22 protein-coding genes and 1 riboswitch are annotated in these 26,213 nt (G+C 44.3%); of the genes, 6 read left to right on the forward strand and 16 right to left on the reverse strand.

From position 1 onward, the window contains the following. Nucleotides 1-27: 27 nt before the first annotated feature. From apaG to lptD, 5 genes are all read right to left on the reverse strand, one after another. A complete protein-coding gene (apaG, locus tag GOL65_RS15200) occupies nt 28-405 on the reverse strand; it encodes a Co2+/Mg2+ efflux protein ApaG (protein WP_140919522.1) in 378 nt (125 codons plus the stop codon). Nucleotides 406-409: 4 nt separating this feature from the next. After that, on the reverse strand, nt 410-1,243 hold the full coding sequence (gene rsmA, locus GOL65_RS15205; RefSeq protein WP_140919523.1) for a 16S rRNA (adenine(1518)-N(6)/adenine(1519)-N(6))-dimethyltransferase RsmA: 834 nt from the start codon (nt 1,241-1,243) through the stop codon (nt 410-412). Beyond that, complete coding sequence (pdxA, locus tag GOL65_RS15210; protein ID WP_140919662.1) at nt 1,236-2,231, reverse strand: 4-hydroxythreonine-4-phosphate dehydrogenase PdxA; 996 nt, start codon at nt 2,229-2,231, stop codon at nt 1,236-1,238. The genes rsmA and pdxA overlap by 8 nt, the downstream gene beginning before the upstream one ends. Beyond that, on the reverse strand, nt 2,221-3,585 hold the full coding sequence (surA, locus tag GOL65_RS15215; RefSeq protein WP_140919524.1) for a peptidylprolyl isomerase SurA: 1,365 nt from the start codon (nt 3,583-3,585) through the stop codon (nt 2,221-2,223). Before surA ends, pdxA begins: the two co-directional genes overlap by 11 nt. Before the next feature lie 61 nt (nt 3,586-3,646). Then, the gene (gene lptD, locus GOL65_RS15220) at nt 3,647-6,019 is read right to left on the reverse strand and encodes an LPS assembly protein LptD (protein ID WP_140919525.1); all 2,373 of its coding nucleotides are present in this window, start codon (nt 6,017-6,019) and stop codon (nt 3,647-3,649) included. A gap of 180 nt (nt 6,020-6,199) precedes the next feature. On the opposite strand from lptD, the gene djlA reads away from it, so the two are divergent. Together djlA and GOL65_RS15230 are read left to right on the forward strand one after the other, a co-directional pair. Next, complete coding sequence (djlA, locus tag GOL65_RS15225) at nt 6,200-7,018, forward strand: co-chaperone DjlA (protein ID WP_140919526.1); 819 nt, start codon at nt 6,200-6,202, stop codon at nt 7,016-7,018. 294 nt (nt 7,019-7,312) lie between these two features. Further along, nucleotides 7,313-7,819 carry an AAA family ATPase gene (locus GOL65_RS15230; protein WP_140919527.1) on the forward strand — a complete coding sequence of 169 codons (507 nt, stop codon included), beginning with the start codon at nt 7,313-7,315 and terminating at the stop codon, nt 7,817-7,819. A 21-nt stretch (nt 7,820-7,840) separates the two neighbouring features. Here the strand turns inward: GOL65_RS15230 and rluA are convergent, their stop codons facing one another. From rluA to GOL65_RS15245, 3 genes are all read right to left on the reverse strand, one after another. Beyond that, nucleotides 7,841-8,494 carry a bifunctional tRNA pseudouridine(32) synthase/23S rRNA pseudouridine(746) synthase RluA gene (gene rluA, locus GOL65_RS15235; protein ID WP_140919663.1) on the reverse strand — a complete coding sequence of 218 codons (654 nt, stop codon included), beginning with the start codon at nt 8,492-8,494 and terminating at the stop codon, nt 7,841-7,843. Nucleotides 8,495-8,581: 87 nt separating this feature from the next. Continuing rightward, on the reverse strand, nt 8,582-11,488 hold the full coding sequence (gene rapA / locus GOL65_RS15240; RefSeq protein WP_140919528.1) for an RNA polymerase-associated protein RapA: 2,907 nt from the start codon (nt 11,486-11,488) through the stop codon (nt 8,582-8,584). 135 nt (nt 11,489-11,623) lie between these two features. After that, nucleotides 11,624-13,990, reverse strand: a complete 2,367-nt coding sequence (locus tag GOL65_RS15245; protein WP_140919529.1) for a DNA polymerase II — start codon at nt 13,988-13,990, stop codon at nt 11,624-11,626. A 340-nt stretch (nt 13,991-14,330) separates the two neighbouring features. Between GOL65_RS15245 and GOL65_RS15250 the strand changes: the two genes are divergently transcribed. After that, nucleotides 14,331-15,029 (forward strand): DsbA family oxidoreductase, encoded by a 699-nt coding sequence (locus GOL65_RS15250; protein WP_140919530.1) that lies wholly within the window; start codon nt 14,331-14,333, stop codon nt 15,027-15,029. Between the two features lie 93 nt (nt 15,030-15,122). Here the strand turns inward: GOL65_RS15250 and thiQ are convergent, their stop codons facing one another. The 4 genes from thiQ to GOL65_RS15270 form a co-directional block, all read right to left on the reverse strand. Continuing rightward, the gene (gene thiQ / locus GOL65_RS15255) at nt 15,123-15,821 is read right to left on the reverse strand and encodes a thiamine ABC transporter ATP-binding protein ThiQ (RefSeq protein WP_140919531.1); all 699 of its coding nucleotides are present in this window, start codon (nt 15,819-15,821) and stop codon (nt 15,123-15,125) included. Beyond that, the gene (gene thiP / locus GOL65_RS15260; protein ID WP_140919532.1) at nt 15,805-17,415 is read right to left on the reverse strand and encodes a thiamine/thiamine pyrophosphate ABC transporter permease ThiP; all 1,611 of its coding nucleotides are present in this window, start codon (nt 17,413-17,415) and stop codon (nt 15,805-15,807) included. Before thiP ends, thiQ begins: the two co-directional genes overlap by 17 nt. Continuing rightward, on the reverse strand, nt 17,391-18,398 hold the full coding sequence (thiB, locus tag GOL65_RS15265) for a thiamine ABC transporter substrate binding subunit (protein WP_407657508.1): 1,008 nt from the start codon (nt 18,396-18,398) through the stop codon (nt 17,391-17,393). The genes thiP and thiB overlap by 25 nt, the downstream gene beginning before the upstream one ends. A gap of 77 nt (nt 18,399-18,475) precedes the next feature. Beyond that, a riboswitch (TPP riboswitch) is annotated at nt 18,476-18,597 on the reverse strand. Between the two features lie 132 nt (nt 18,598-18,729). Beyond that, a complete protein-coding gene (locus tag GOL65_RS15270) occupies nt 18,730-19,446 on the reverse strand; it encodes a DUF554 domain-containing protein (protein WP_140919533.1) in 717 nt (238 codons plus the stop codon). Nucleotides 19,447-20,094: 648 nt separating this feature from the next. On the opposite strand from GOL65_RS15270, the gene GOL65_RS15275 reads away from it, so the two are divergent. Together GOL65_RS15275 and GOL65_RS15280 are read left to right on the forward strand one after the other, a co-directional pair. Further along, the gene (locus GOL65_RS15275; protein ID WP_140919534.1) at nt 20,095-20,397 is read left to right on the forward strand and encodes a DUF5862 family protein; all 303 of its coding nucleotides are present in this window, start codon (nt 20,095-20,097) and stop codon (nt 20,395-20,397) included. 356 nt (nt 20,398-20,753) lie between these two features. Further along, nucleotides 20,754-21,761: a sigma-54 interaction domain-containing protein gene (locus GOL65_RS15280; protein WP_140919535.1), complete on the forward strand. Its 1,008-nt coding sequence runs from the start codon at nt 20,754-20,756 to the stop codon at nt 21,759-21,761. Between the two features lie 19 nt (nt 21,762-21,780). Here the strand turns inward: GOL65_RS15280 and flgN are convergent, their stop codons facing one another. The 4 genes from flgN to GOL65_RS15300 form a co-directional block, all read right to left on the reverse strand. Next, nucleotides 21,781-22,152, reverse strand: coding sequence for a flagellar export chaperone FlgN (flgN, locus tag GOL65_RS15285; protein ID WP_228398122.1), 372 nt, complete (start codon nt 22,150-22,152; stop codon nt 21,781-21,783). 2 nt (nt 22,153-22,154) lie between these two features. Next, nucleotides 22,155-22,439 (reverse strand): hypothetical protein, encoded by a 285-nt coding sequence (locus tag GOL65_RS15290; RefSeq protein ID WP_140919537.1) that lies wholly within the window; start codon nt 22,437-22,439, stop codon nt 22,155-22,157. 206 nt (nt 22,440-22,645) lie between these two features. After that, nucleotides 22,646-23,233: a hypothetical protein gene (locus GOL65_RS15295; RefSeq protein WP_140919538.1), complete on the reverse strand. Its 588-nt coding sequence runs from the start codon at nt 23,231-23,233 to the stop codon at nt 22,646-22,648. Further along, the gene (locus GOL65_RS15300; protein ID WP_140919539.1) at nt 23,208-24,179 is read right to left on the reverse strand and encodes a winged helix-turn-helix domain-containing protein; all 972 of its coding nucleotides are present in this window, start codon (nt 24,177-24,179) and stop codon (nt 23,208-23,210) included. The genes GOL65_RS15295 and GOL65_RS15300 overlap by 26 nt, the downstream gene beginning before the upstream one ends. Before the next feature lie 1,134 nt (nt 24,180-25,313). Here GOL65_RS15300 and GOL65_RS15305 point away from each other — a divergent pair. Further along, entirely contained in the window at nt 25,314-26,030 is a 717-nt protein-coding gene (locus GOL65_RS15305) for a FliA/WhiG family RNA polymerase sigma factor (protein WP_179038444.1), read from the forward strand. Nucleotides 26,031-26,213: the final 183 nt, after the last annotated feature.

Consider the following 26,213-nt stretch of genomic DNA (forward strand, 5'->3'; position numbering starts at 1 on the left):
TAACCTTTTATTATTATTGAATCTTTTTTAGTGAATCAGGGACGGAATCGCCAGGCGGAATACCGGAATCACTATCTGAAATGGTTGCCCCATATGATCGATCATATTGTAGTGGCCTTCCATTGTACCCAGCGGCGTTTCCAGAATAGCGCCACTGGTATATTGAAACTCATTGCCTGCTGAAATAACCGGCTGTTCACCAATAACGCCTTCACCCTGAACTTCAGTATGCTTGCCGTTAGCGTTAGTGATCAGCCAGTATCGGCTAAGAAGCTGTACCTGCTCCCGGCCCAGGTTGCGAACTGTCATGGTATAAGCAAAAACAAAGCGCTGTTCATCCGGCAAAGATTGGGCTTCAACATAGAAACTTTGTGCCTGAATAAAAATCCTGGGTTTATCGATCACGGTATTACTCCTGTTCAGCCTCCGGCAGTTTGGTGCCTTTGGTTGATAACCAATTTGCCATTTTGCAATACAGTTCAACAGAGATATTTTCTGCCCGCATATTCAGATCTAAGCCCAGTGCTGTCAGTTGTTCTGGCGTGAATAGATGGCCCAGACTGTTGCGGATAGTTTTACGCCGTTGATTGAATGCCTCTGTAGTCAGACGGCTCAGGATACGAATATCTTCTACAGGATAGGGGATGCTGTCATGCGGAATCAGACGTACCACCGCTGAATCTACTTTTGGCGCAGGGCGGAATGCCGTTGGCGGCACTTCCAGTACCGGAATCACCCGGCAATAATATTGCGCCATTACGCTTAACCGACCATAGGTTTTGCTATTTTCCCCAGCCACCAGTCGGTTAACTACTTCTTTCTGTAACATAAAATGCATGTCACTTATAGCATTAGTATAGCTGAAAAGATGGAACATCAGCGGCGTTGAGATGTTATACGGCAGGTTGCCGAATACTCTCAGCGGTTTTCCCATCTCTTTGGCCAGTGCCGCGAAATCAAAGGTCATGGCATCTTGCTGGTAGATAGTCAGTTTATCTTTCAGCTTAGGATTAACTGCCAGACGAGCGGCCAGATCGCGATCCAGCTCAATAACGGTCATGTGTTCTAACCGTTCAGCAACCGGTTCGGTTAACGCAGCCAGACCCGGACCAATTTCCAGCATAGCCTGACCCGGTTGTGGATGAATCGCCGAGACGATGCTGTCGATCACATAAGGATCGCTTAAAAAGTTTTGCCCGAAACGTTTGCGGGCAAAGTGGCCCTGATGAACACGATTATTCATTACGATTATTTATCATTTTAATAGCGAGATTAAGCGCAACGGTAAAACTACCTGCATCGGCAGTACCCGTAGCGGCAAGGTCTAATGCGGTGCCGTGGTCGACAGAGGTCCTGATAAAAGGAAGGCCCAGAGTGATATTCACTGCCCGGCCAAATCCCTGATATTTCAAAACAGGTAATCCCTGATCGTGATACATGGCTAATACTGCATCAGCATGTTGTAAATATTTAGGCTGAAATAGGGTATCAGCCGGAAGCGGTCCAATAAGGTTAATACCCTGTTGGCGCAGTTTTTCCAGAGTAGGGGAGATAATATCTATCTCTTCATGACCCATGTGACCACCTTCACCCGCGTGAGGGTTTAGCCCGCAAACATAAATTTGTGGATGCGAAATACCAAACTGAGTGACTAAATCATGATTCAGAATGGAGATGGTCTCCGTCAGACTCTCTGGTGTAATAGCTTCAGAAACGCGAGACAGAGGCAGATGAGTGGTCACCAAAGCTACGCGTAACTCTTCCGTTGCCAGCATCATGACAACCCGTTGCCGATGGCTGCGTTCTGCAAAAAACTCAGTGTGGCCGGTAAAGGCATGTCCGGCATCATTGATAATGCCCTTATGCACCGGACCGGTAATTAATGCGGCAAATTCACCACTCAGGCAGCCATCACAGGCGCGGGCCAGTGTATCTATAACATATTGGCTGTTTTGAACATTAAGTTCCCCAGGGATAACAGAGTTGCTCAATTTAACCGGCAAAACGGTTAATGTGCCTTTTTTCTGCGGTTGAGGTGATTGCTCTGGCTGGTAAACATGTAATTGCAAAGGCAGCCCGAGGAGGGCTGCCCTTTGCTGGAGCAATTCTGGCGCGGCGCAAACCACCAGCTCAACGGGCCATTCCCGCTGAGCCATCTGCACAATTAAGTCAGGTCCCACACCGGCAGGTTCTCCCGGTGTGATAACCACGCGTTGAATATTACTGAGCATTTGCGCTGGTACTGCTACTGTTGCTGCCATTCATAATTTTAACGTAAGCACTGGCGCGAATTTCCTGCATCCAGCTTGGTACTTCTTCAGAGAACTTACGGTTGAACAGCATGCGGTAAGCACGATCTTTTTGAGCAACGTCGGTTTTATCAACCTGACGGGTGTCCAGCAGCTGGATCAGATGCCAGCCAAATGAAGAGCGAATCGGCGCGCTGATTTCATTTTTCTGTAAACGCATCAGAGCGTCGCGGAATGCCGGATCGAAAACTTCCGGTGAAGACCAGCCCATATCACCACCCTGACGGGCAGAGCCTGGATCTTCAGAATATTTACGCGCCATTTCGGCAAAATCTGCTTTTCCGCTGCGGATATCGTCAGCAATCGATGCTAATTTTGCCTGAGCCTGTTCGTCAGTGACGACAACAGATGAACGAATCAGAATATGGCGGGCGTGAACTTCCATCACAGAAATGGCTTTCTGCTCACCACGAATGTCGTTCACTTTTAAAATATGGAAACCTACGCGAGAGCGAATTGGTCCAACGATGCCACCTTTTTGGGATGATTGCAGCTCGCTGGCAAAAATGGATGGCAGTTCCTGCATTTTAGCCCAACCCATTTTACCGCCTCTTAGTGCTTGCGGATCGGCAGAGTAGGTTGCAGCCATTTTGCCGAAATCAGCACCATTTTTTAACTGTTCAACAATGCTTTTTGCTTGTTCATCCGCTTTGGCTACTTGATCCGGACTTGGATTTTCACCTAAAGGAATCATGATATGGCTCAGATTCAGTTCTGCGCTGGCATCTAACTGATTAGCCATTTGACCGGCTAATGCCTCAACTTCCTGAGGTAATACGGTAACCCGACGGCGAACTTCGTTATTACGCACTTCACTCATCAGCATCTCTTTACGGATTTGCTCACGATAAGTTTTGTAGTTCATGCCTTCGGCAGAAAGACGGCTTTTTAGCTGGGCAACACTCATACGGTTTTGCTGAGCAATGTCAGCAATACCTTTATCAAGCTGAGCATCGTCAATTTTAATGCCCATGCTGGTACCCAACTGACTGATGATGCTATCCATAATCAGTCTTTCAGTAATTTGGGCACGTAAGGCTTCGTCATCTGGTAATTGTTGACCAGCACGGCGAGCGCCATTCTTAACGGAAGACATCATATTGTTGACGTCACTCTCTAAAACGACACCGTTATTGACGATGGCTGCAACACGGTCAACGTGTTGTCCCGCAGGTGCAGCAAGTACAGCATGTGAAGCCAATGACATTGAAGTGACTGATGCACAGAGCGCCAGACTTGCGGCAAGCGATCTCCAGTTTTTCATTACTTTTCTCATATAGTCCATCCGCACGGGGCGGTTTATCTTAGAAATAATACCAACGTCTTCACGATGGATATCAGAAAGCCTGTTGATATGGCAAAATTCCGGTACGTAACATTTTGCTTCCGCCTAAGTTATGGTTGCCACTTAAGCCGCGCAGTTCGATGTTAAAGGATACCTTGTTGTCGTAATCACTCTGGAAGTCACCCTTCGAGTTCCAGCCAATAATTTTTCGTTCATAGCCAACACCAATTGCCCAACAGCAAGTGTTGTACTGAACGCCTATTAGACCATCGGCAGACTGTTTTAGTTTCGTGTCATAGTAATATGCACCAGTAACAGACCATCTGTCTGCAATTGGCCAGGTTGCGATACCACCAACTTGTGAAATATCCTGATTATACGCGGTATAACCGTTAGATATGTTAGTGGTCATTGCTGACACGTACTCTTTGCTGGCATAACGATAGCTAAGCTGAACGACACGCTCGCTGTCTTTACGATATTCAGCTACCGCGTTACCTACAGCGAAAGTATCCAGACGAGTATCATATTGTACGCCACCGCGCAGACCGAAGTTAGAGTCAATCTTCCAGTAGCTATCCGCAGCCCAGACTACGCTGCCGGTTTCTTTGTTCTCATCTATTTTGTTTGAGTAGTAATCGTCATCACCAGTACGGGATTTCTCAAAGAAATAGATTTGCCCGATAGAGGCGTTAAAACGTTCGTTTTGGCGATCGTCATACACCCGCGTAGTTAAACCGGTGGTTACCTGATTGGCTGAAGCAATACGGTCCAGACCGCCATAAGTGCGATCGCGGAACAGGCCGGTATAGTCTGATTGCAGCAATGTCGAGTCATAGACATAGATATCGCTCTGATCCTTATATGGAACATAGAGATATTGAACCCGAGGTTCCAGCGTTTGAGTAAAGTCTTGCCAGGTGTCCATTGGACGGTCAAACACTACTTTTCCTGAAATTTTGTATTGTGGTAATACCCGATTTACTGAATCTTTCAGGTCCGGGGCTCTGGTACCATAATATTTGTAGAAGTTATCTGAGAAATCTTGTTCGTAGTGAGTTGCCATCAGCTTAAATTCACTATCAATACTTCCCCAGTTATTGGCGATTGGATAGTTAAATGTTGGCTCAAGGTGTGCCCGTACAGCCGTTGGGTTATTCGGGTTTTCACTGGAGAATTTGGATAACTGACCGTAAGTATGCAGATCGAAACCAGCTATATCATACAGGTAGTTATTGATATCAATTTGTGGCTCTGCACGATAGGCGTTGATGTTACCGCCGCTGGCGAAGATCTGGAATTTTTTCATCGCGATAGTCGCATCCCAGTTCTGATTAGCATATCCCACACTGTATTTCTGGGTTGCATAGCCATCGGTACTGGAACCGTATTCGCTGGTAAAATCACTTAAATAGCGGCTGTCACTGAGCTTGGTATAGTCAATATTGAAGCGCCAGTGTTGATCCATTACCCCACCGTGATTCCAGTAGAATAACCAGCGGTCGGTATTTTTCTCATTTGGGAAATCGGAGGCGTACTGGTCATCACTTTTCAGCCAGTCAAATTCCATGATGCCAGCACCAGGGGAGAGTAAGTAACGAAACTCATTCTGGAACTGCATTCCACGTTGTTCAATATAGTGTGGGGTAATGGTGGCATCGAAGTTTGGTGCAATGTTCCAGTAATACGGCAGAATAAATTCAAAACCGCTGTTGTTACCGTACTTGGCATTCGGTAACAGGAAACCGGAACGGCGCTTATTACCAGTAGGTAATTGTAAGTAAGGGCTATAGAAAACCGGTACCGGGCCAATTTTAAACCGGGCGTTCCAGATTTCTGCCAGCTCTTCTTCATTGTCATGAATAATTTCAGAACCGACTACGCTCCAGCTGTTATCGTCTGGCAGACAGGAAGTAAAAGTCCCGTTTTCTAAAATTGCATAACGGTTATCTTCCCGCAGTTTCATGGTATCAGCCTGGCCACGCCCCTGGCGCCCAACCATCTGATAGTTACCCTGATAAAGATCGGTATCTTTGGTATTTAAATTAGACCAGGCTTTTGGACCGCTAAGTTTGATCATATTGTCATCATACTTAACATTGCCGGTTGCCGTAACGGTACGAATAGGTTCCGCCTGGCCTTGTTGTTCTGTCTGATTTACTTCTGCCTGATCGGCAATCATCAAGCGGTTACCCTGAGCAACGATAACGTTACCAGTAAAGATCGCACTCTCAGGATAGTTAACCTGACTGTCATCAGATTCAATATTGACCGGTAAAGAGTTTGGATCGCCCGACACCAGCGGACGCTCATAAATAGGGATTCCAAGCCGACATTGTTCGGCCAATGGGTTAGCCAAAGTATTCTGGCTGTATAATGCCATCCAAATTGTGGTGGCCAGCAGTGTGGGATAACGTTTTTTCATACGGTTATTCTTGGTATTCCGTTGGTTACGGCTATGTAGGCAGAAGCAAGCCCGATGAGATTATCGTACTCGTCTCTGTTACACCAGCGTTAAATCTTACCATCACCGTTAGGTGGTTCAATATTTGGCAGGTATGATAATGCAATTTGCGACAGACGGCATTGTCAATTAGAGGGTGATATGCAGTATTGGGGAAAAATCCTTGGGGTTATTTTAGGTGTAATATCCGGCGGCGGCTTCTGGGCAATAGTTCTGGGCCTGATTGTTGGCCATATGGTAGACAATGTAAGAAGTGCCCGTCGCGGTGGTTTTTTTGCCAATCAGCAGGCGCGTCAGTCGCTATTTTTCCGTACCACCTTTCAGGTTATGGGCCATCTGACTAAGTCAAAAGGTCGGGTAACCGAAGTTGATATTCAAAACGCGTCTATGATTATGGATCGTATGCAGATACATGGTCCGCGCCGCAGTGATGCTCAGCAAGCGTTTCGCGAAGGCAAGCAGAGTGGTTATCCTTTGCGGGAAAAACTGCGAGAGTTAAAAAGCATCTGTTTTGGTCGTGCCGATTTGATTCGTATGTTCCTGGAGATCCAGCTACAGGCAGCATTTGCTGACGGTGTACTGCACCCTAATGAGCGTCAGGTGCTGTATGTGATCGCTGAAGAGTTGGGCATTTCCCGCGTGCAGTTGGATCAACTGCTGAGCATGATTGATAGTGGTCGTCAATTTGGGCAATCCGGTGGATGGCAAGGGCAGCAGCATAATGGCTATCGCCCGGCATCCGGACCTACGTTGGAAGATGCCTGTAAAGTATTAGGTGTAAAACCAGGTGATGATGCAGCCACGATTAAGCGTGCCTACCGGAAATTAATGACAGAACATCACCCGGATAAACTGGTGGCAAAAGGTTTACCGCAAGAGATGATGGAAATGGCTAAACAAAAAGCTCAGGAGATTCAAGGCGCCTACGATTTAATTAAGCGAGAGAAGGGCTTTAAGTAATTTATCCTCTTTTTATGCGATTGATTGAACATTATCAGTTAAAAAGCGTGTGTAATTAAGTCAAATCTTGGTATGTTGCAGTAGATTAATTTTTCATATATTCATTACCTTGAGCTTTGTTATAAAAGCTCAAGGTAACAGCCAAAGCGGTATTAGTTGTCCGGATCTTTGAAACGGAGAGCACCATCTTTTAAACCCATCCGTTGCAAGCCCATCCGGTAAGTCTGGTGATAAACCAGAAGTAAAGATCTGCGCAAGTCAGAAATGACTCATCTTAATTGACTGGAGGCTTAGATGTTAATCGTATTCAGCGGGTTACCGGGCGTTGGTAAAACCTCAATAGCTAAAGCACTGACAAAAAAGATGGGCGGCGTTTATCTTCGCATAGACTCCATTGAACAAGCTATTCGTAACGCCGGAGTACTGCTGAAAGACGTAGGAACCTCCGGGTATGACACCAGCTATATGCTGGCAAAGGATAACTTGCTGTTAGGACAAACAGTAATTGCTGACTGTGTTAATCCGGTGAGTTGGTCGCGGGATAACTGGATGCAGGTTGCTACTGATGCACAAGTGCCCGGTGTGGATATTGAGATTATCTGCAGTGATATTGATGAACATCGACTGCGGGTCGAATCCCGCCAGAGTGACATTCCTCATTTGGCATTACCCGCCTGGCAGCAAATTGTAGAAAAAGAGTACCAGGAGTGGAAACGCCCACGCATTGTGATTGATAGTGCTGCTAAGGATATCGAAGGTTGTGTGGATGAAATTCTGAACCATCTTCAGGTGTGTACCTGAAGAGTTTTTGCATGCAATAGGTTAAAAATCTGGCTCACATTTAAAATGCATTGGACCACCGAATGCCGGGTGATGGATGCATAACTCTTGAGCATGTAACTGTAACCGCGGAGCCATCGCTTTAGCTTCCGGGTGCGCATAAAATTTATCACCTAAGATAGGATGGCCCATCTCCAGCATATGTACACGTAGCTGATGAGAACGTCCGGTAATTGGCATCAGTTTTACCCGTGTGGAACCATCCTCGTCACGACTAATCACCTGATATTCTGTTTGGGCGCTCTTCCCGGTGTCATAACAGACTTTTTGTTTCGGGCGATTAGGCCAGTCACAAATCAGCGGCAAATCAATCAAACCCTCATCTTTTTCCAGATGACCCCAAACTCGAGCAATATAAGATTTTTTGGGTTCACGTTCGCGAAATTGCCGTTTTAGTTCCCGCTCTGCCGCCTTATTTAATGCCACCACCATCACACCACTGGTTGCCATATCCAGCCGATGAACCGACTCGGCCGTGGGGAAATCACGCTGAATTCGAGCCATGATGCTATCTTGATGTTCCGGTGCTTTACCGGGAACAGACAGCAAGCCGCTGGGTTTGTTCACCACCATGATATGTTCATCCTGATACAGAATGTATAACCATGGGTCTTGTGAAGGGTGATAGGCTTCCATCATGTTGAAGAGCTCCGGTGATGTCAGGTCAACGTCAGTACTGATACCGGCCGCACGTAGCGTGACAACCGGTATCCTGAACCATCGTTATTGATGAGAAACAACTATCATGCGTATTGCATCCAGCCGCCAGCTGGCTTGCTGCAGGCAGTCGAGGATTTGCTGACGGTTATCTTCAATGGCTTGCAGTTCGTCATCACGAATCGTGGGGTTGACGGCTTTCAGCGCATTCAAACGATTAAATTCCAGCGTCAGGGTATCATCAGCTTCCTGCTTGGCGCCATCAATCAAGGCTTGAGCCTGTTTAGCGATCTCTGTTTCTGCCATTTGCAGCACTTCATGAATATCTTTCTGTACCGCGTTAACCAGCTTGCTGCCAGTATGGCGATTTACTGCGCTAAGTTGACGGTTAAAGCTTTCAAAACCTACCTGTGCAGCAAGGTTGGTTCCTTTGCGATCCATCATCAGGCGAATTGGGGTTGGCGGCAGGAAACGGGTAAGCTGCAAGTTCTTTGGTGCCTGCGCTTCAACCACATAAATCAGTTCCATTAGCATGGTACCAACAGGCAGAGCTTTATTTTTCAATAATGAAACGGCACAACTTCCGGTATCACCTGACAGAATTAAATCCAGGCCGTTACGCACAATCGGGTGTTCCCAACTGATAAACTGTGCATCTTCCCGCGACAGCGCTTTTTCTCTGTCAAAAGTAATGGTGCAGCCATCTTGTGGGATCCCCGGAAAATCCGGCACCAGCATATGGTCAGATGGGGTAAGAATCATCAGGTTATCGCTGTCATCTTCTTGATTGATACCAATAATATCAAACAGGTTGATGGTGAAGCCTATCAGGTCGACATTGTTATCCTGTTCGGCAATGGCCTGAACCAGTGCCTGAGCCCGTTCTCCACCGTTGGAGTTCATTTCCAGCAGTCGGTCACGACCGTTTTCCAACTGCGCTTTCAGGCTTAAATGTTTTGTGTGGCAGCGCTGGATAAAGTCATCAAAGCCTGCTTGCTCTGCGGGTTCAGCCAAATAGGTCATTAGCTCATCATGCACTGCATCGTACACCGGACGCCCGGTTGGGCAGGTGTGTTCAAAGGCATCTAAGCCTTCATGGAACCAGCGGATTAGAATAGCCTGCGCCGTGTTTTCCAGATAAGGCACGATAATTTGGATGTCGCGGGTTTGGCCGATACGGTCCAGACGACCGATCCGCTGTTCTAACAGATCCGGATTAAACGGCAGGTCAAACATCACTAACCGGCTGGCAAACTGGAAATTGCGGCCTTCAGAGCCTATTTCAGAACACAGCAGAACCTGAGCACCATTTTCTTCAGAGGCAAACCAGGCGGCAGCGCGGTCACGTTCTATGATGGATAAGCCTTCATGGAATACGGCAGCATGGATACCTTCACGCTCACGCAGCGTCTGTTCAAGCTGTAAAGCGGTTGCGGCCTGGGCGCAAATCACCAGAATCTTTTCGTTGCGATTTTGCTTCAGGTATTCCATCAGCCACTCAACGCGTGGATCGAAATTCAGCCAGCTGACGCTATCCCCTTCAAAATTCTGGAAGATTTGCTCAGGATAAAGCATGTCATGGGCCTGAGTATCAATTGGCTTTTTGCCATTCATGATTTTCGCGACTTTAAACGCGGTTTGATACTGAGTTGGCAGAGGCAGTTTTATTTGATGCAAATAGCGGATAGGGAAGCCTTTCACACCCTGACGGGTGTTACGGAACAGGACACGGCTGGTACCGTGGCGGTCCATTAGCATATTAACCAGCTCGGTACGGGCTGATTCATTCTCTTCGCTGTCAAGATTCGCTGCCTTTAATAACGGCTCGATATCCTGCTCGCTGATTAATTCACTCAGGGAGTTTTTCGCCCGATCGTCCAGCATATCGCCGCTGACTAATAAACTTACTGCGTCAGCAACCGGGCGATATTTCTGCTGTTCGTCAACAAACTCCTGATAATCGTGGAAACGATCCGGGTCCAGCAGTCGCAAACGGGCAAAATGGCTCTCTTGTCCCAGCTGTTCCGGGGTTGCCGTTAGCAATAACACGCCGGGCGTATGCTGGGCCAGTTGTTCAATCGCCAGATAGTTGCGGCTTGGTGCCTCTTCGCTCCACGCCAGATGATGGGCTTCATCGACCACCAGCAGGTCCCAGTTAGCTTCAACCAGATCGTTCAGGCGCTGTTTGCTTTGACAAACGAAATTCAGGGAGCAGATAACCAGTTGTTCAGTTTCAAATGGGTTATCGAAGTCCTGACGGCTTTCCGCATAGCGCTCTTCATCAAACAGAGAAAAATGCAGGTTAAAGCGACGTAGCATTTCAACCAGCCATTGGTGTTGCAGGGTTTCAGGTACCACAATCAGCACTCGCTCAACCCGACCCGCCAGCAATTGCTGGTGGATAATCATCCCGGCTTCGATAGTTTTTCCCAGACCTACTTCATCCGCCAGCAAAACACGTGGTGCATGGCGATGACCAACTTCATTGGCAATATGTAATTGGTGGGGAATTAAGCTGGCGCGTATACCTGTCAGGCCACTCCACGGCATACGATACTGTTCGCTTTGATATTTTCTTGCCCGATAACGCAGACTAAAACGATCCATACGATCGAGCTGACCAGCAAACAGACGGTCCTGTGGTTTGCTGAAAGTCAGTTTGCTATCCAGCATGATTTCCCGCAGGGTGCTATTTTCTTCATTGGTATCAAGACGACGACCGATATAGGTCAGAACGCCATTTTCTTCTTTAACGCTGTCAACCAGTAACTGCCAACCTTCGTGGCTGGTTATGGTATCTCCCGGATTAAACATGACGCGGGTTATCGGAGAGTCAGCTTTTGCATACAGCCGATTCTCCCCAATGGCAGGGAACAATAAAGTTACGGTTCGGGCATCCTGCGCAACGACTGTTCCTAGTCCTAAATCACTTTCCGTATCGCTAATCCAGCGTTGACCTAAAGTAAAGGGCATATATTTATCGGCTTCTCATTAATTAACATTTACCCCAAGGTTGCCATCGGGAAACGATGGAACACAACGTAGTCAATTATTACGATGATTTTTAGGGGTATGGAGCAAGGGCGCTATGGTAATGATCGACGGGCGTTAAAACAACCCCATTTGACCAGTAACCAGTGAATCAAAATTATCGTGCATAAATGGCAATATTGCATCTGCAATTGGTTCTAACTGGCGAGAAATATAGTGTTGATAGTCAATAGGCGACTGTAGGTTTTCCAGCGGTTGCGGGCCCTGTAGGGTAATTAAATAGCGAATGGTCCCCCCGTTTTGATACTGCAGGGGGCGGCCGTGGGCCTGATTATATTCATCGGCCAGTTTTGCGGCTCTGGCATGTGGTGGTACATTTTTTTGGTATTCCGACAGCCGTCGGCGCAGTCGCTTACTGTAAATCAACTGCGAATCAAATTCGCCATTGAGGGTTTTTGCCACATAATCGCGGATAAATTCCTGATAAGGCTGATTGTGAAATATCAAGGAGTACAACTGCTGCTGAAAATGTTGTGCTAATGGAGTCCAGTCGGTCCGTACCGTTTCCATGCCTTTATAAATGATCTCACTATCGCCATTATCGCTTGAGATCAGGCCAGCATAACGCTTTTTACTGCCTTGTTCAGCCCCACGAATAGTTGGCATTAAGAAGCGGTTAAAGTGAGTTTCAAACTCCAGTTCAAGTGCTGACTCGAGGCCCATCTCCTCTTTGAGCATGGTTTGCCACCACAGATTGACATGCTTAACCAGCTCTCGCCCTATTTGGTTAGCCTGTTGGTTAGTATGGGCTTTTTTGAGCCAGACGAAAGTTGAATCAGTATCTCCGTAAATGACCTGATATCCCTGTTGTTCAATCAACTCACGAGTTTTCAGCATGATTTCATGACCACGCAGGGTGATAGATGAGGCAAGACGAGGATCGAAAAACCGGCAGCCGCTGGAACCTAACACACCATAAAAGGCATTCATGATAATTTTTAGCGCCTGAGATAGCGGTTTATTATCGGAACGTTTAGCTTCTTCGCGTCCACGCCATATTTGCTCAACAATGTCGGGCAAACAGTGGGTGGTTCGGGAAAAACGGGCATGGCGGAAACCGGGTACCGTTTGCTGTTGTTCTTCTTTTAGCGTTCCGGCAATCAGACCAACAGGATCAATGAGAAAAGTACGAATAATAGAGGGATACAGGCTTTTATAATCAAGAACCAACACTGAGTCATACAGACCGGGAGTGGAAGACATCACATAACCCCCGGGGCTATGCTCTTCCGGTAAAGTACCCAAATTAGGCGCTACATAGCCGATTCGATGCATACGGGGAAGATAGAGATGAGTAAAAGCCGCAACCGAACCGCCACTGCGATCGGCCGCTAAACCCGTGACGGTTGCTCGTTCTGACAAGAAGGTCATTAACTGGGTTTTATCAAAAATGCGGGTAACCAGCACGCAGTCCATCAGATTGTAGTAGGCCAGCGCAGGCTTATCCTCCCTGAACATGCGATTGATTTCATCCATTCGCTGGTAGGGATTATCGATGGCTTTTCCTTCGTTTAATAATTCCCGGGAAACATTTTCCAGACTAAAGGAGGCAAAGTTCCAGGTGGCGCTTTTCAGTGCTTCAATACCATCAATAATTAAACGCCCGCTAGCAGAAGCAAAGAAATGCCCCTGTTTGAAACCATGTTCTCGCCATTCCAGTGGGCTATTATCCCGGCCAAAAGTGAGGGGTATCTGATAGCGTTCAGCATGTTTTTGTAACACCCGTAAATCGAACTGCACCAGATTCCAGCCAATAATGACATCGGGATCGTGTTCTGCGATCCATTGGTTAAGTTTTTGCAGCAGCAAGGGACGGCTGGCGACATACTCGAGATTAAAGTCATGCTGGTGAGGTGTGCCATTTTCCGGACCGAGCATATAGACCTGCTTTTGCCCACAGCCGTACAGACCAATAGAATAAAGCTCTCCGTGTTCTGTGGTTTCAATATCCAGAGAAACGGTAGTTAAGTTAGGGCGATAATCAGGTGCCGCTTTTATCTGAGCATTTATCAGGCTACCATCGGCAGCTGGTTCCCCCTGAAACCAGACCGGAGCTGTAATAAAACGTTCCATCAGATAACGTTCTGGCGGTCGGATATCCGCTTCATATAGCGTAATGCCTGATTCGTTCAGACTCTTTTCTATGCGTTGCAGTTGGCGATACTGGCGGCAGTACAATCCATCTACCGGCTGGCAGCTAAAATCCTGCATTTCCAACGGACGCAAACTCCATCCTCGTTCAGAGGAGAGCAAGGTAGTAATACGGGCATTACTGGATGCAGGAGAAAAAGCAACGGCTTGCTGTAAGGGTAAACGTATACGCTGTGGGCCACTGTCCGTTGCCAGCCAGTAGTCAATTTCAATGCCTGAAGGGGTATCCCGCCAATGACGAGTCAGGATAAAACCTTGTTGAACTGAATTCACCGTATGCTTACCTTTAGTCGTTTAATGCAGTAAAGAATCGAGCTGGCAGAAGTATATTCTAATATGTATATTTATACAGCTGTTATCCATTGTCATTTTTATTGGGAATGAAATGGTTTTGTTCTATCTTTAAAGAGCAGAGATGTTCTTTTTAATTGCCGTAATGACCTACGATATATTCTGTATGACCTGTTTTTTAGATGTATCCATTGGGTTGGGGGCATTTAATCAGAAATAATGGGAATAACGTGATGCTAAAAATATTTATTGGGTGCTAGCTTTGTTGCCCCCACTTTTATTCAACGGTTAACTCAGAATTATCGTGAAGGACAAAAGTATTATGAAAATACAAATATGGTCTGATTTTTCCTGCCCGTTTTGTTATATCGGTAAACATCATCTCAAACAAGCGCTGGTTTCTTTTGCGGAAAAAGAGAGTGTTGAGATTGTATTGCGTAGCTTTCAGCTGGACCCCAGTGCACCAAAGCTAAAACAAAAAGATATTTATACTCATCTTTCTGAAAAATATGACATGAGTATACCTGAAGCCAATGAAATGACGGCGAACATTGCTCAGCAGGCAAAACAGACCGGACTTGATTTTCATTTCGAAAAACTGATACCAACTAACACTTTTGATGCACATCGATTATTACATTACGCTGCAGAACAGGGTGTGATGGAGGCCACCAGTGAGGCCTTGTTCAAGGGTATGTTCACCGATGGACTCAATTTGGCGGATATTGATACGCTGATTAATCTGGCTAATGAAGTTGGATTGGAGCCATCCGAAGTTAAGGCAGTATTAAATTCCGATCGTTATGCGGATAGCGTTCGTACGGATGAATCCTTTGCCCGACAGTTAAAGATAACCTCAGTACCTTTCTTTGTATTTGATAATAAATATGCGGTATCCGGAGCGCAGCCTGCAAATGTGTTTAGCGACATTCTGGTAAAAGTGCAGGAAGAGAAGGCTCGCTTAATTCAACTGGATAATGCCTCACAGGGACCATCCTGTTCTGATGATATTTGCTATTGATTATTATCTGACCGATGTTTTCCGGCTGGTGGCATATTCTGGTCGGAAAAATACCGGATCATCTGGCGACAGGCCAAATCGGACTGTTTAGCTTTAGCTGGTTACACCCAATATGCGTGCTGCATCAGATTTTCCACTGAGAAGGTCCTGTGTTGAATCGTCATAAACGATATTACCTTCTACCACCAACAGTGTTCTCGGTGCGATACGTGCTGCATCATCCAGATTATGCGAAACCATCATTAATGTGAGCTGTTGTTCATCACATACGCTTTCCAGCAGAGATAACATGTCGTAGCGCAAAGCAGGATCGAGCGCAGAGAATGGTTCATCTAAAAGCAGGATAGGTTTATCTCTGACCAGACAGCGGGCCAGCGCAGTACGTTGACGCTGGCCACCGGATAGCTGAGAGGGCAAACGGTCAAGGTAATCAATGAGTCCTACCCGACGGCAAATCTCCAGCCGTCTTTGTTGCTGATCTGGCGTTAACTTAAGGCCGGGATTAAGCCCCAATCCAATATTTTGCTCAACGGTAAGGTGAGCAAACAGATTATTTTCCTGAAATAGCATAGAAACCGGACGCTGAGCCGGTGGCGTATGGCTGTGTTCAATATTGTTCAACCATAAGCTACCGCTTTCAGGCATGACGAATCCGGCAATCAGATGTAATAAAGTGCTTTTCCCGGCCCCGCTGGGGCCTAGAATGGCAACGCGCTCACCAGCCTGAATATTCAGGTCAAAACACATGGATAGCGGTGGATAAAGATAGCTTAATTTATTCAGAGCGATCATGGCTACGTCCGGGAAGTCGTTCAATCAAAGAAAACAGAAAAAAGCACAGCAGCAATAACAGTAAGGCCGTTACGGCACCAGATTCACTGCGGTAATTTCCCAACTGCTGATAGAGATAGTAGGGTAAGGTGCGAAATTGTTCATTGCCGAACAGCGCGATCACGCCAAAATCACCAATCGACAGCACACTGACAAAGGCTAATGCCTGAGCCAGTGGGCGCTTCAGGGCTTTTAACTCAATCCAACGTAATCTGTTCCAACCGGTTAACCCTAACGATAAGCTAAGTAAAGAATAGCGCTCACCCAGATCGCGCATCGGGTTTTCCAGTACTTTTAACGCATAAGGAATTGCCATCAGTGCATTAACCAGTATTACGATGCCATCAGCAGAGTCTGGCAGTCCGGTGGTGCTGTTTAGTAGTAAAAAGAAACCGGTGGCTAACACAATGGCTGGCATAGCCAAAATGACCATACCGCTGATTTCGAGTCTGGCTCCCCAGGGGTTGTGGCGTAGGCGAAGTTCTCTGCTGCTCCACAATAACATCATAGTTAGCGCCAGGCTGAGCAACCCGGAACCCAGAGCAATACGCAACGAGGTAAATAATGATTGCCACATTGCGCTTTGTTGAAGCACCTCAAGTGCTGCGCTATTAATACCATCCAATATTACGGCCATCAGAGGTGGAAGCAGCAAACATAAGGTCAGGGTAATCAGCAGACCATCGGTTATTTTACTTAGCTGGGAATCTTGCCGGTCTCGCCATTGTTGACCGTAGGTATTTCCCACGGGTAATGACGGGTTGAGGCGCTGGCTGAGAAGTACAATAGACAGACAACAGACCAGTTGAATTAATCCTAATAAAGCGGCGCGTTGAGGATCAAAGTCATAATGCAGCGCCTGATAAATGGCCAGTTCAACGGTGGTTGCTTTAGGACCGCCACCGAGAGATAACACGGTAGCAAAGCTGGCAAAACATAACATAAACACTAATGCACCGGTTGGCAGGATTTGACGCTTTAAGGCTGGCCATTCAACAAAACGAAAGCGCTGCCATGAGTTCATGCCTAATTGCGCAGCTAACTGACGTTGCTCAACCGCAATACCTTCCAGCGACTGGAGCAGCAGCCGGGTCGATAACGGTAAATTGAAGAAGGCATGCGCCAGCAAAATGCCCTGTAATCCATAGGGAGAGAAATCATAGTCAAACCCCATGGAGCTTAGTAAGTTAGCCAGCCAGCCTCGTTGACCATATACGCTGAGTAAGCCAAAAACAGCGACCAGCACCGGCAATACCAGCGTCATTGCGCACAGGCGCAACATCAACGTTCTACCAATAAAACGTCGGCGATAAAGTGCCCGGGCAACAAAAATGGCCGGTATCAGAGAAACCAATACTGATAAAAAGGCCTGCCAGAAAGTAAAACGTACCACATGCCACAGGTAGCTGTCATTTAATAGCTGCCGGATATCCCCGGCAGGAGAATAAAACCACAGCGCAGCAAAAGCAGCGAACGCAACGCTGAGGATCAACGTTGCGGCAATCAAACCCGGCCAAAGCCAGAAGGGAATTAGCGGCTGACGGCGTTTTGCCATGCCTGAATCCATGAACTACGGTGTTGTGCTACATCTTCAGGGCTAAACTCCAGCGTTGCTGCAGGTTTTGCTGTTTGCGTAAACGCTTCCGGTAGTGGAATATCAATAACCGGATACATCCAGTTGGTGGTTGGAATTTCCTGTTGGAATGCTGGCGTCATAATAAAAGCCATAAATTTGGCTGCCAACTCAGGCTGTTTGCTATTAGCCAACATACCTGCAACTTCAACCTGCATATAGTGACCTTCACTAAAGTTAGCCGCAACGTAGCGATTATCTTTCTCTTCAATCACGTGATAGGCCGGAGAAGTGGTATAGCTGAGGACTAAATCGGCCTCGCCTTTAAGAAACAGGCCATAGGCGTCACTCCAGCCTTTGGTTACGGTAACCGTTTTCTTTGCTAACTTTTGCCAGGCCTGTGGAGCCTTATCGCCGTAGACTTTTTGCATCCATAGTAGTAAACCAAGACCCGGTGTGCTGGTACGTGGATCCTGATAGATAACTCGCCATTTCTCAGGGCTTTCAATCAATTCATTCAGGCTTTTTGGTGGCGTCTTTAGCTTTTCGGTATTGTAAACAAAAGCAAAATAGCCATAGTCATAGGGAATAAAGGTGTCGTCTTTCCAGCCGCCGGGTAAGGTTAGTGAGTGGGCATTTACATCTAGTTTATGTGAAACAAATAAGCCAGACTGCTTCGCAGCAACCAACAAGTTGTTATCTAAACCCAAGACCATATCTGCGGTACTTTTTTTCCCTTCCATCTTTAAGCGATTAAGTAATGATACGCCATCAGCCAGCGGAACCAGTTTCAATTCACATTGGCACTGCGCTTCAAAAGCTTTCTTAATCTTTGGGCCAGGGCCCCAGTCAGAGGCAAAGGAGTCATAAGTATAAACGGTTAGAGTAGGGCGGTTGTCTGCCGCATTAGCCAGTAACGGGCAAATGGCAAGAAACCCGATTGCGGTGATGAATTTTTTAAACACTTTGCACTTCCCTAAATAGATTAGTCGGAAACAAAGGTCTTTGAGTAATTTAAGCTATTCAGCGAGCGGATAAAAAAACTGAACAAACTCTCAAATCCCTCCGCCGGGATTAACCGGATCAGGTTCTACGGGTATGGTCTGGTGTGGTTTCACACGATGAACACATTCTCAGCTTTATTTAGCACCCCGTTGAGAAGGGCACATTGTAGAGTCTGTTTAGCTTGTGGGAAAGGGATTATTATCAGGAGTGAATACTAACTTATTTATTACTGCTTTCAGCCACAGCCTGACAGCTTTTCAGACAGTGGCGGTTTATCAACGGCAATTGCCATTAGCCCATAAATTTATGCCAGTACAAAGAGATAGGAATAATAAGAATTAAAGCGGGTAAGAAGTTGACCACGGCAAAGGTTTTTATCTGAGCAATACGTAATCCAACGGCAATCATAATAATACCTCCGCAGGCGGAGAAATCCCCCAGCGTAATCTCTGTCATATACGGCATAATCAAGCGAGCAGAAAAATAGAGGGTACCCTGAACTAAAAGCTGAGGGATAGCGATAGACATGACGGCTGCCCCCATGGTGGTGGCAAAAATCATGGCAGTGAAGATATCCAGAATAGACTTAACCACCAGCAGTTGATAATTACCCGTCATCCCTTCAGTGAGCGCACCAACAATACCGGTACCTCCAGCACAAAACAGAACGATTAATGCGGTAAAATTCTGGGTGTAAAGCTCAGGCGTCATGCTATGGTTTCGCACTGGAATAATTCGAGCTAGTCCACGTTGCACCAGAGAGCCAAACTTTTGCACGCCTTTTTCCATATAGCAGATTTCACCGATAGCCAGCCCCACGATCAGGGCAAGTGCAACAGCGGGTAATTGCTGAACTTTAATCGTCATTACCACACCCATGGCAATGGATATCATGGCGAATGCAGCCGGCAGGCCATCTTGCAAACGTTTTGGCATCACTGGTGCTAAAAAAAGGCCTAATCCTCCGCCAATGAAAACGGCTGCGCTGTTTAGTAATGGACCAACCATGATTTCTTCCTACTTTTGTTTTTTTACAGGCAACGTCATCCTGTTCTTTTGGAGATAGCCTGGTTATCAGTACCCATATGGGCTAGGGGATGAACGCTTATGAAGTTTGTTGTTAGCAGAAGGTACAGATTCAACAACAAAGAGTAATGTAGATGATATCCCATTTTATCAAAGTTGTTTTTGCTTATTGTGGGCAAATTTATATCACATAGTGTGTAAATTAAAAATGACGGCAGCCTGATAGAGAGCGAGAGTGATTACGCGGGTTTATCAGGCAGAACTCGCTACTTTTTGATACTTGTCAGGATTATCTTGTTTTTATTAGTTATTTATAATAAATATATTTATCAGAAACTGTCATCAATATATTCTGGTTTATAGCTTAAATAATATTTGTATATTGATAGAAATAAGTATTTCTTAGGTGTTTTACTTACGCTGTATTTGTCATTTGTTGTTTTTATAAGTACCGTCTTGCACCGTTTTAATGTATTAATTATTCGGTCTTATATATGATATAAAATTAGTTTAAATTAATAGAAATAAAAAAATCATTTGTGATAAAAATAATCACGCCTTAGAACTTCGAGGCTTTTATTTCGACCATCAGCTTTTGATTGGTTTTTATATCTATAAAAGGGAATTATCATGCGTGAATTACAAAACAGTGAAATTGAACAAGTAAGCGGTGCTTGGGCTGCAAACTTTACTGATGCTCTGGAAGGTGCTTTAGTTGGTTTCGGCGAAGGCTTCTCAACTGGCCTGGGTTTAGGTACTAAAGTTGGTGGCTCTGGTGGCGGCGTATTAGGCTTTGGTCTGATCGGTTCTCTGGTTGGTGCTTTTGTTGGTCCAGTTGTTGGCGGCATTTACGGCACAATCGGTGGATTTGCTTTAGGTAAAGATGAAATCAAATCTATCGCTAAAGATTACCGTGACGCGTTCACTAAATAATCTTAGATTATAGTTTGTGTGTAAAACAGAGAGCCTGGCTCTCTGTTTTTCGTTTTTGATTATAATTATTTGAAGATAAAAAGCGATTCTTCAATAATAGTGATTATCATTTAATCAATCTTCTGCTGTACGGTAATAATCAAAATTAATTAGCCTGTAAGGCTAACTAATACTCAACATTATGATTTATAAAAATTAATATATTAATAATTGATTAATGTAAAACAACGCTTTTGAGGTGCGTATACTGACCTGGATTTAAAAAGAAAATTCGTTAACAGGTCAATTATATATAAATTAAAGTGTGTTACTTGATTAACGAATGATAGGAAATTATCTTAGTCAGGTGAAATATTATGCACCCCAAACCAGTTTCTTCTGCGAGTGACACCACCTTTGTTGCTATTTCTCCTGCCTCTTTAAATTTATTTTCTCAAGCAAAAAAGATCGCTAAATACCATGTTCCGGTGCTGATTACCGGAGAAACAGGCACGGGAAAAGAGTGTATTGCCAGATATATTCACCACCATGCTTTTGGTCAGGATGCGGCCCCTTACGTCGGCGTAAACTGTGCCGCGATTCCGGAAGATATGCTGGAAGCCATGTTGTTTGGTTATGAAAAAGGCGCTTTTACTGGTGCGGTAAATAGTATGCCGGGAAAGTTTGAGCTGGCGAATGGTGGAACTTTACTGTTGGATGAAATTGGCGATATGCCGTTATCGCTGCAGGCTAAATTATTACGCGTTTTACAAGAACAGGAAGTGGAGCGATTAGGGAGCCACAAGAAGATTGCTTTAAATATTCGCCTTATTGCCTCTACCAATAAAGTTCTGGAAACAGAGATTGAACAAGGACGTTTCCGGCAGGATCTATTCTATCGTTTATCGGTTGTACCTATTCATATTTTGCCATTGCGGGAACGCCCGGAAGATATTTTACCGTTAGCTAAACGTTTTATTCGTAAATATAGTTCTTTCTCTGATGATGTTCTCCATTTGGATGAGTGCGCTGAACAAACACTTTTACACCATGCGTGGCCTGGTAATGTTCGGGAATTGGAGAACGTTATTCAGCGGGGCATTATTATGAGCAATGGTGGATTAATTCAGCATGCGGATTTAGGGCTAAATAATAGCGTTGTCACAGAGGGGATTTCCGCTTCAGAACCATCAGAACAATCAATAAAAAATCTAAAAACGCGCGGACGTCTGGCTGAACACCAATACATTATGGACTTGCTGAAACGGCATAAAGGCAGTAAGTCCAAAACAGCACAATTTCTTGGTATTACTCCCCGAGCGTTACGCTATCGCCTCGCCTCTATGCGTAAGCTGGGGATTGATGTGGAATGCATTTCATCATAGCGTTTTATATCTGAGCCTGTTATGCCCGGGTGGATAATATCTGATGGTTAAGCGCACTAAGCCTGCTGCATTCATGCATCCGTTGCATGATATCGTTCCATAACTCTTTAGCCTGAATATGATGATTGGCGGGTAAGCGGGAAAATAAAAACAAAATGCCTTCGTCATGCGGGGGAATGCATAAGTTTTTTAGTGTCGATATACGTTTCTGTGCAGACTGAGTCAACTGATGATAAATATGGCTAATACGCTGGTTAATCTCATCTATTGCATCAGTTTTACGTGCGGTAATCATAGCCTGCTGCTGTTTTAGCAACAAAATAAGCCTGATATAAGATCTTCGGTCGAGCTGAAGTTCCGCCAGCAATTCCATAATTTGTTCTTGTAGCATCTTCACTTGTCCACACCCCGATAGTAATCCAGGATCGTGCTGGCAATGTGCTCTGGGTTGACGCCTATTCTTCCAAGTTTGAGTGCTGCTTTAATAGTAGTGACTTTTTGAATATCCACTTCCGGCAAAATAGCGAGTATCCGCAAGGCTTCTTTCAGGTGTGAAGGTGAATCTTCATCGCCTTGTATGCTATGACTTTCTTGCGATTGTTTAGTTAAGGTTGACCGATTTTTACTTTGATAATCAAATAAATGTGGATGAGTTTCTTGAGTATGAATCGCTTTCATAACGCTTCCTTTGGCTTAATTAATCAGAGGTAAGCCATCTGCTGTTATCATCGAACGTATATTGTTACGCTCCGTAGAAAACCGACACTCACCGGTTTTATTCAGGTGAGTGTCGGTTTTGTCATACTCAGATTAAGCGGTTGTACCTGATTAAAACTTTAACTGTTTGGTCAGGAATTTTTATTTCAGGCGATATTTGATCTTTTTCAGAAGAACCAAAAGGATCGTTTTGCCGTCGTATTTTTAGGTGCCGGTATCATACTAATCGGAGAGCCGTTGACATTGGATATCTTATCCTGAACGACGCTATTGGGATAAACGAATAGTAATCCATTCTGAGAAACGATTAGCTGGTTGGTTTCTACGGCATAGCTACTGAGAGCCAGATTTCGCTGTTTACTAAAGTCCATTACGCTATTAATCAATTCATCGTGCTCTGGGCTGTAGTAATAGAGTGGTGTAAATGTAAAATCTGGGTATTCATCATCATGATTTTCTTCATCCAGAATCATTTTTCCTTTAAAAATGAATCTCTCATCAGTTGGTTTGGTAATGCTGACTAACAGGTTCTGAATACCGGAATAAAGACGAATGTTGTAGACCTCGTCTTTTTCAGATAGCAGATCGTAAAAACCAATTTGCGACTCAAGATCAATATTTGATAAGGATGGTATTCTGACGGATTCCGGTATCGCAGGTAACTCGGCAGATGTTGTTCCAATACATAACCCTGTGATAAATATAATGAATGATAATATTTTTAATTTGTTAGCTATGACAAGTAACCAGTTCATTTAATTTTCTCTCTGTTTCCTGATAAACCAGCGTATTTAATTTTTCGCCGTTAACCCGCCAGTGAAAAATGTTCATGCTGAGCTCTTTATTTTCACAGGCTGATTGAATTGAGAAGGTGTAATGCAGTATTGAATCCGTAGCCCGATAGTAAGCATGAATAATGGTTTTGGTATTACTCAAAGACTGGTTAATTTTATTTAGTGATTCTTTTAGCCTTTCAGGAACACTGTAAGATTCCTGTCTGGTTGGTGTGGCTTTTTTTGCTACATTGTGAAGAATTATATGGTCATAAGGCTGAATCTGATCTCTTGTCACGCTCATTCCATCAGGTGGTGAAAGGGGTGCCGGAGAGCTAAATAATAATTTGCCAGAAGCAAAAGCCATCAGCATTATTGCGGCCATCCCAAAAAGATATTTTTTGGTTTTTTTCAGAATAGCCCCTACATTGCGTTTCTTAGTCGGAACCTCTTCCTGTTTAAGAGCTGCTGCCAGGCAGAAATCTTCAGCAACAATTTTAGTTCCTGTCTGATGCTCTATCGATTGATCTTCAATCTGCTCAATATTTTTGATATCAGAATCATGGAGGACTTCATCGTTACTGATTTCATAGGTTTCATACTGACAGTACTCTTTTTCCAGCAAGTAGCCTTTTTTAGGAATGGTTTTAATAATGCGCTGATGTTTACCGTTATCATCTAACGCAGATCTCAGTGCATGAATGGCATTTGGTAAACTGTTATTACCAATAACTCGATTTTCCCAAACCAGATTAGTTAGCTGTTCTCTTGAAAGTACGGTACCTGCATGTTGTGCAAGCACGTCCAGTAGCTTTAACTGATATTCACCAAGGCGTTTAACGTCTTTTGTTTCTCTGTGGTTAATCGCTCCTTGTTGGTAATCGATTAACCAGCCGTCGATGAAACAGTGTGTGTTAGTTACGTTCATGTGAATGAATTTTTGCCTTTTCAAGTTGTATTTTAAGTAAGTGATGCTATCGAGAATTATATATAGAGAGGCAAAGGAATAATTATTTCGTTTCAATGAGTGTTTTGTCATTAAAACAATTGCGAGTTCCATTCAGGCAGGGGAAACGAAAGGGTACTAAAATGTCTGATTAACTATTAATCCTCAAGTGGAGGTTTCAGACAGTTGTATAACGTTTATTTTAACCTTTACCTAATTTATCGTATGTTCGATGGCTATATTTTTACGCGAATAATCATAAGCATTCAATTGTTTTGAAAAAAAACCATTATTAATAGTTGTAACAAAATAAGTTTTATTTATTTATTTTTGATTTAATTATTTGATTTTTATGAAATTAATTTCATTAATTGTTTTAATTAATGAAATTAATTGTTTTAATTAATTGTGTTTGTATTGATGGTTTTTTGGGGTTTTAACTCTGTGTGGATAATGTTTTTATTGTTGATTATTTGTTATTTTATCACTTGTTATTGTTAAGTTTAAAGCGTTTTTTATGTGTATGTTATATTAGTGAATTAAATGTCTTAGTGATGATAATTATTATTTCAAATTTTAAGACGTTTAGCTGTCTTTTAAAGAGCACATATCTTTAATTGGTATTTTATTATTCTGACAGATAATGCTTGTGAAGCCATATATAGAGTTTATTGAAATACTCATTTATTTAAAGGTGGGCATTCTTAATAAAGAATTAAAATTTTTATACATGGCTTCTATAAATTCTCCTGATTATTGGATGATCTTTATTCACATCATTATCTCTTTTAATCATCTCATCTTATCGCTGAGTTAAACCACCGGAAATGAGGAGGATGGTAAGCCTTCCTTTTCCGGAAAATTCATTTCCCCTATTTATCTATTTGATTGTTTTTTAAAAAAATAATTTCTGGCACGTGAATTGCTATACAAAGCTCAGAGAATAACCTGAGAGAAAAGTCAGGAAATTTTTAAAGCATTAGCGTCATGACTATTCAAACCAAAGAATACATGACCATTCACATGCCAGCGGGCTTGCTGGCCCTAAAAATGGATAAGCAAAAGGACATGTTACTACCGGGTAACAGCAGCTTTTGATAGGGAGTAACAGACCACATGCAGACAACAGCACGCAATATATCCAACATTAAAGCCCCTGTTTTAATGAGTTCTCAGGAAGAGGGGCAATACTTGCAATGCTATTTGCCTCTGGTAAAACGAATCGTCAATCAACTGGCTTATCAGGCAAATAGCGTTATGGACCGTCAGGATATGGAACAGATTGCACTGATGGGATTGCTGGAAAGCCTGAGGCGTTATGGCCGACCCGATGAACAATTTGCGGCTTATGCAGTACATCGGGTCAGGGGCTCGATTTTAGATGAGCTTCGTCAACTTGACTGGCGACCACGTAGTTTGCGTCAGAAGACCCATCGGTTTAATGACGCGATTAGAGAATTGGCTAAAAAGCTGGGTAAACAGCCAGATTTTGAAGAGATTTCGAGTGCTTTAGGTATTTCTGCTCAGGAGTATCTGGAATATCAGTTGCTGGAAGGCGCAAGAGCAATGGAGAGCCTGGACGAACTATTAATGCCGGAATCTCACTGTGATGCGTTACAAAGTCGTTCTATTGAAGATCAGGAAGTAACACGAAGAATGTTTGTTGATGCCATTCGTTCGCTGGATGAAAAGGAGCAAATCATTTTGCGTCTTTATTATCAGGAAGATATGAACCTGAAGGAAATTGCGTTGGTGATGGAGTTAACTGAAGCTCGTATCTGTCAGATCAATAAGAAGATATCTGAAAAGATTAGACGTTTTTTTTATCAATAGTTGTTATTGGGGATTTTGTTTGGTGATTGTTGATAAACTAGATAAATTGGCAGCAATGAATATTCCGGTCGTAAAATCTAAAATTCTTATATTGGTTTTTGTGCCCGACCGGAAGACCGTTAGTGCTTGGCTTTAGTGCGTGTCGGGCCTGGTCTGCCTACGGGCAGTTATGAAACACCTTGC

The sequence above is a fragment of the Limnobaculum xujianqingii genome, from assembly GCF_013394855.1.
GTDB lineage: Bacteria > Pseudomonadota > Gammaproteobacteria > Enterobacterales > Enterobacteriaceae > Limnobaculum > Limnobaculum xujianqingii.

What these genes read in the sequence shown, in the direction of transcription:
- GOL65_RS15280 (WP_140919535.1), top strand. Translation starts at nt 20,754, where the DNA reads ATGCACCCCAAACCAGTTTCTTCTGCGAGTGACACCACCTTTGTTGCT.
- thiQ (WP_140919531.1), bottom strand. Translation starts at nt 15,821, where the DNA reads ATGATCGCTCTGAATAAATTAAGCTATCTTTATCCACCGCTATCCATG.
- pdxA (WP_140919662.1), bottom strand. Translation starts at nt 2,231, where the DNA reads ATGCTCAGTAATATTCAACGCGTGGTTATCACACCGGGAGAACCTGCC.
- GOL65_RS15290 (WP_140919537.1), bottom strand. Translation starts at nt 22,439, where the DNA reads ATGAAAGCGATTCATACTCAAGAAACTCATCCACATTTATTTGATTAT.
- GOL65_RS15300 (WP_140919539.1), bottom strand. Translation starts at nt 24,179, where the DNA reads ATGAACGTAACTAACACACACTGTTTCATCGACGGCTGGTTAATCGAT.
- rluA (WP_140919663.1), bottom strand. Translation starts at nt 8,494, where the DNA reads ATGGAAGCCTATCACCCTTCACAAGACCCATGGTTATACATTCTGTAT.
- GOL65_RS15270 (WP_140919533.1), bottom strand. Translation starts at nt 19,446, where the DNA reads ATGGTTGGTCCATTACTAAACAGCGCAGCCGTTTTCATTGGCGGAGGA.
- GOL65_RS15305 (WP_179038444.1), top strand. Translation starts at nt 25,314, where the DNA reads ATGCAGACAACAGCACGCAATATATCCAACATTAAAGCCCCTGTTTTA.
- GOL65_RS15230 (WP_140919527.1), top strand. Translation starts at nt 7,313, where the DNA reads ATGTTAATCGTATTCAGCGGGTTACCGGGCGTTGGTAAAACCTCAATA.
- flgN (WP_228398122.1), bottom strand. Translation starts at nt 22,152, where the DNA reads ATGCTACAAGAACAAATTATGGAATTGCTGGCGGAACTTCAGCTCGAC.
- GOL65_RS15295 (WP_140919538.1), bottom strand. Translation starts at nt 23,233, where the DNA reads ATGAACTGGTTACTTGTCATAGCTAACAAATTAAAAATATTATCATTC.
- lptD (WP_140919525.1), bottom strand. Translation starts at nt 6,019, where the DNA reads ATGAAAAAACGTTATCCCACACTGCTGGCCACCACAATTTGGATGGCA.
- rapA (WP_140919528.1), bottom strand. Translation starts at nt 11,488, where the DNA reads ATGCCCTTTACTTTAGGTCAACGCTGGATTAGCGATACGGAAAGTGAT.
- surA (WP_140919524.1), bottom strand. Translation starts at nt 3,585, where the DNA reads ATGAGAAAAGTAATGAAAAACTGGAGATCGCTTGCCGCAAGTCTGGCG.
- thiP (WP_140919532.1), bottom strand. Translation starts at nt 17,415, where the DNA reads ATGGCAAAACGCCGTCAGCCGCTAATTCCCTTCTGGCTTTGGCCGGGT.
- rsmA (WP_140919523.1), bottom strand. Translation starts at nt 1,243, where the DNA reads ATGAATAATCGTGTTCATCAGGGCCACTTTGCCCGCAAACGTTTCGGG.
- djlA (WP_140919526.1), top strand. Translation starts at nt 6,200, where the DNA reads ATGCAGTATTGGGGAAAAATCCTTGGGGTTATTTTAGGTGTAATATCC.
- GOL65_RS15250 (WP_140919530.1), top strand. Translation starts at nt 14,331, where the DNA reads ATGAAAATACAAATATGGTCTGATTTTTCCTGCCCGTTTTGTTATATC.
- GOL65_RS15275 (WP_140919534.1), top strand. Translation starts at nt 20,095, where the DNA reads ATGCGTGAATTACAAAACAGTGAAATTGAACAAGTAAGCGGTGCTTGG.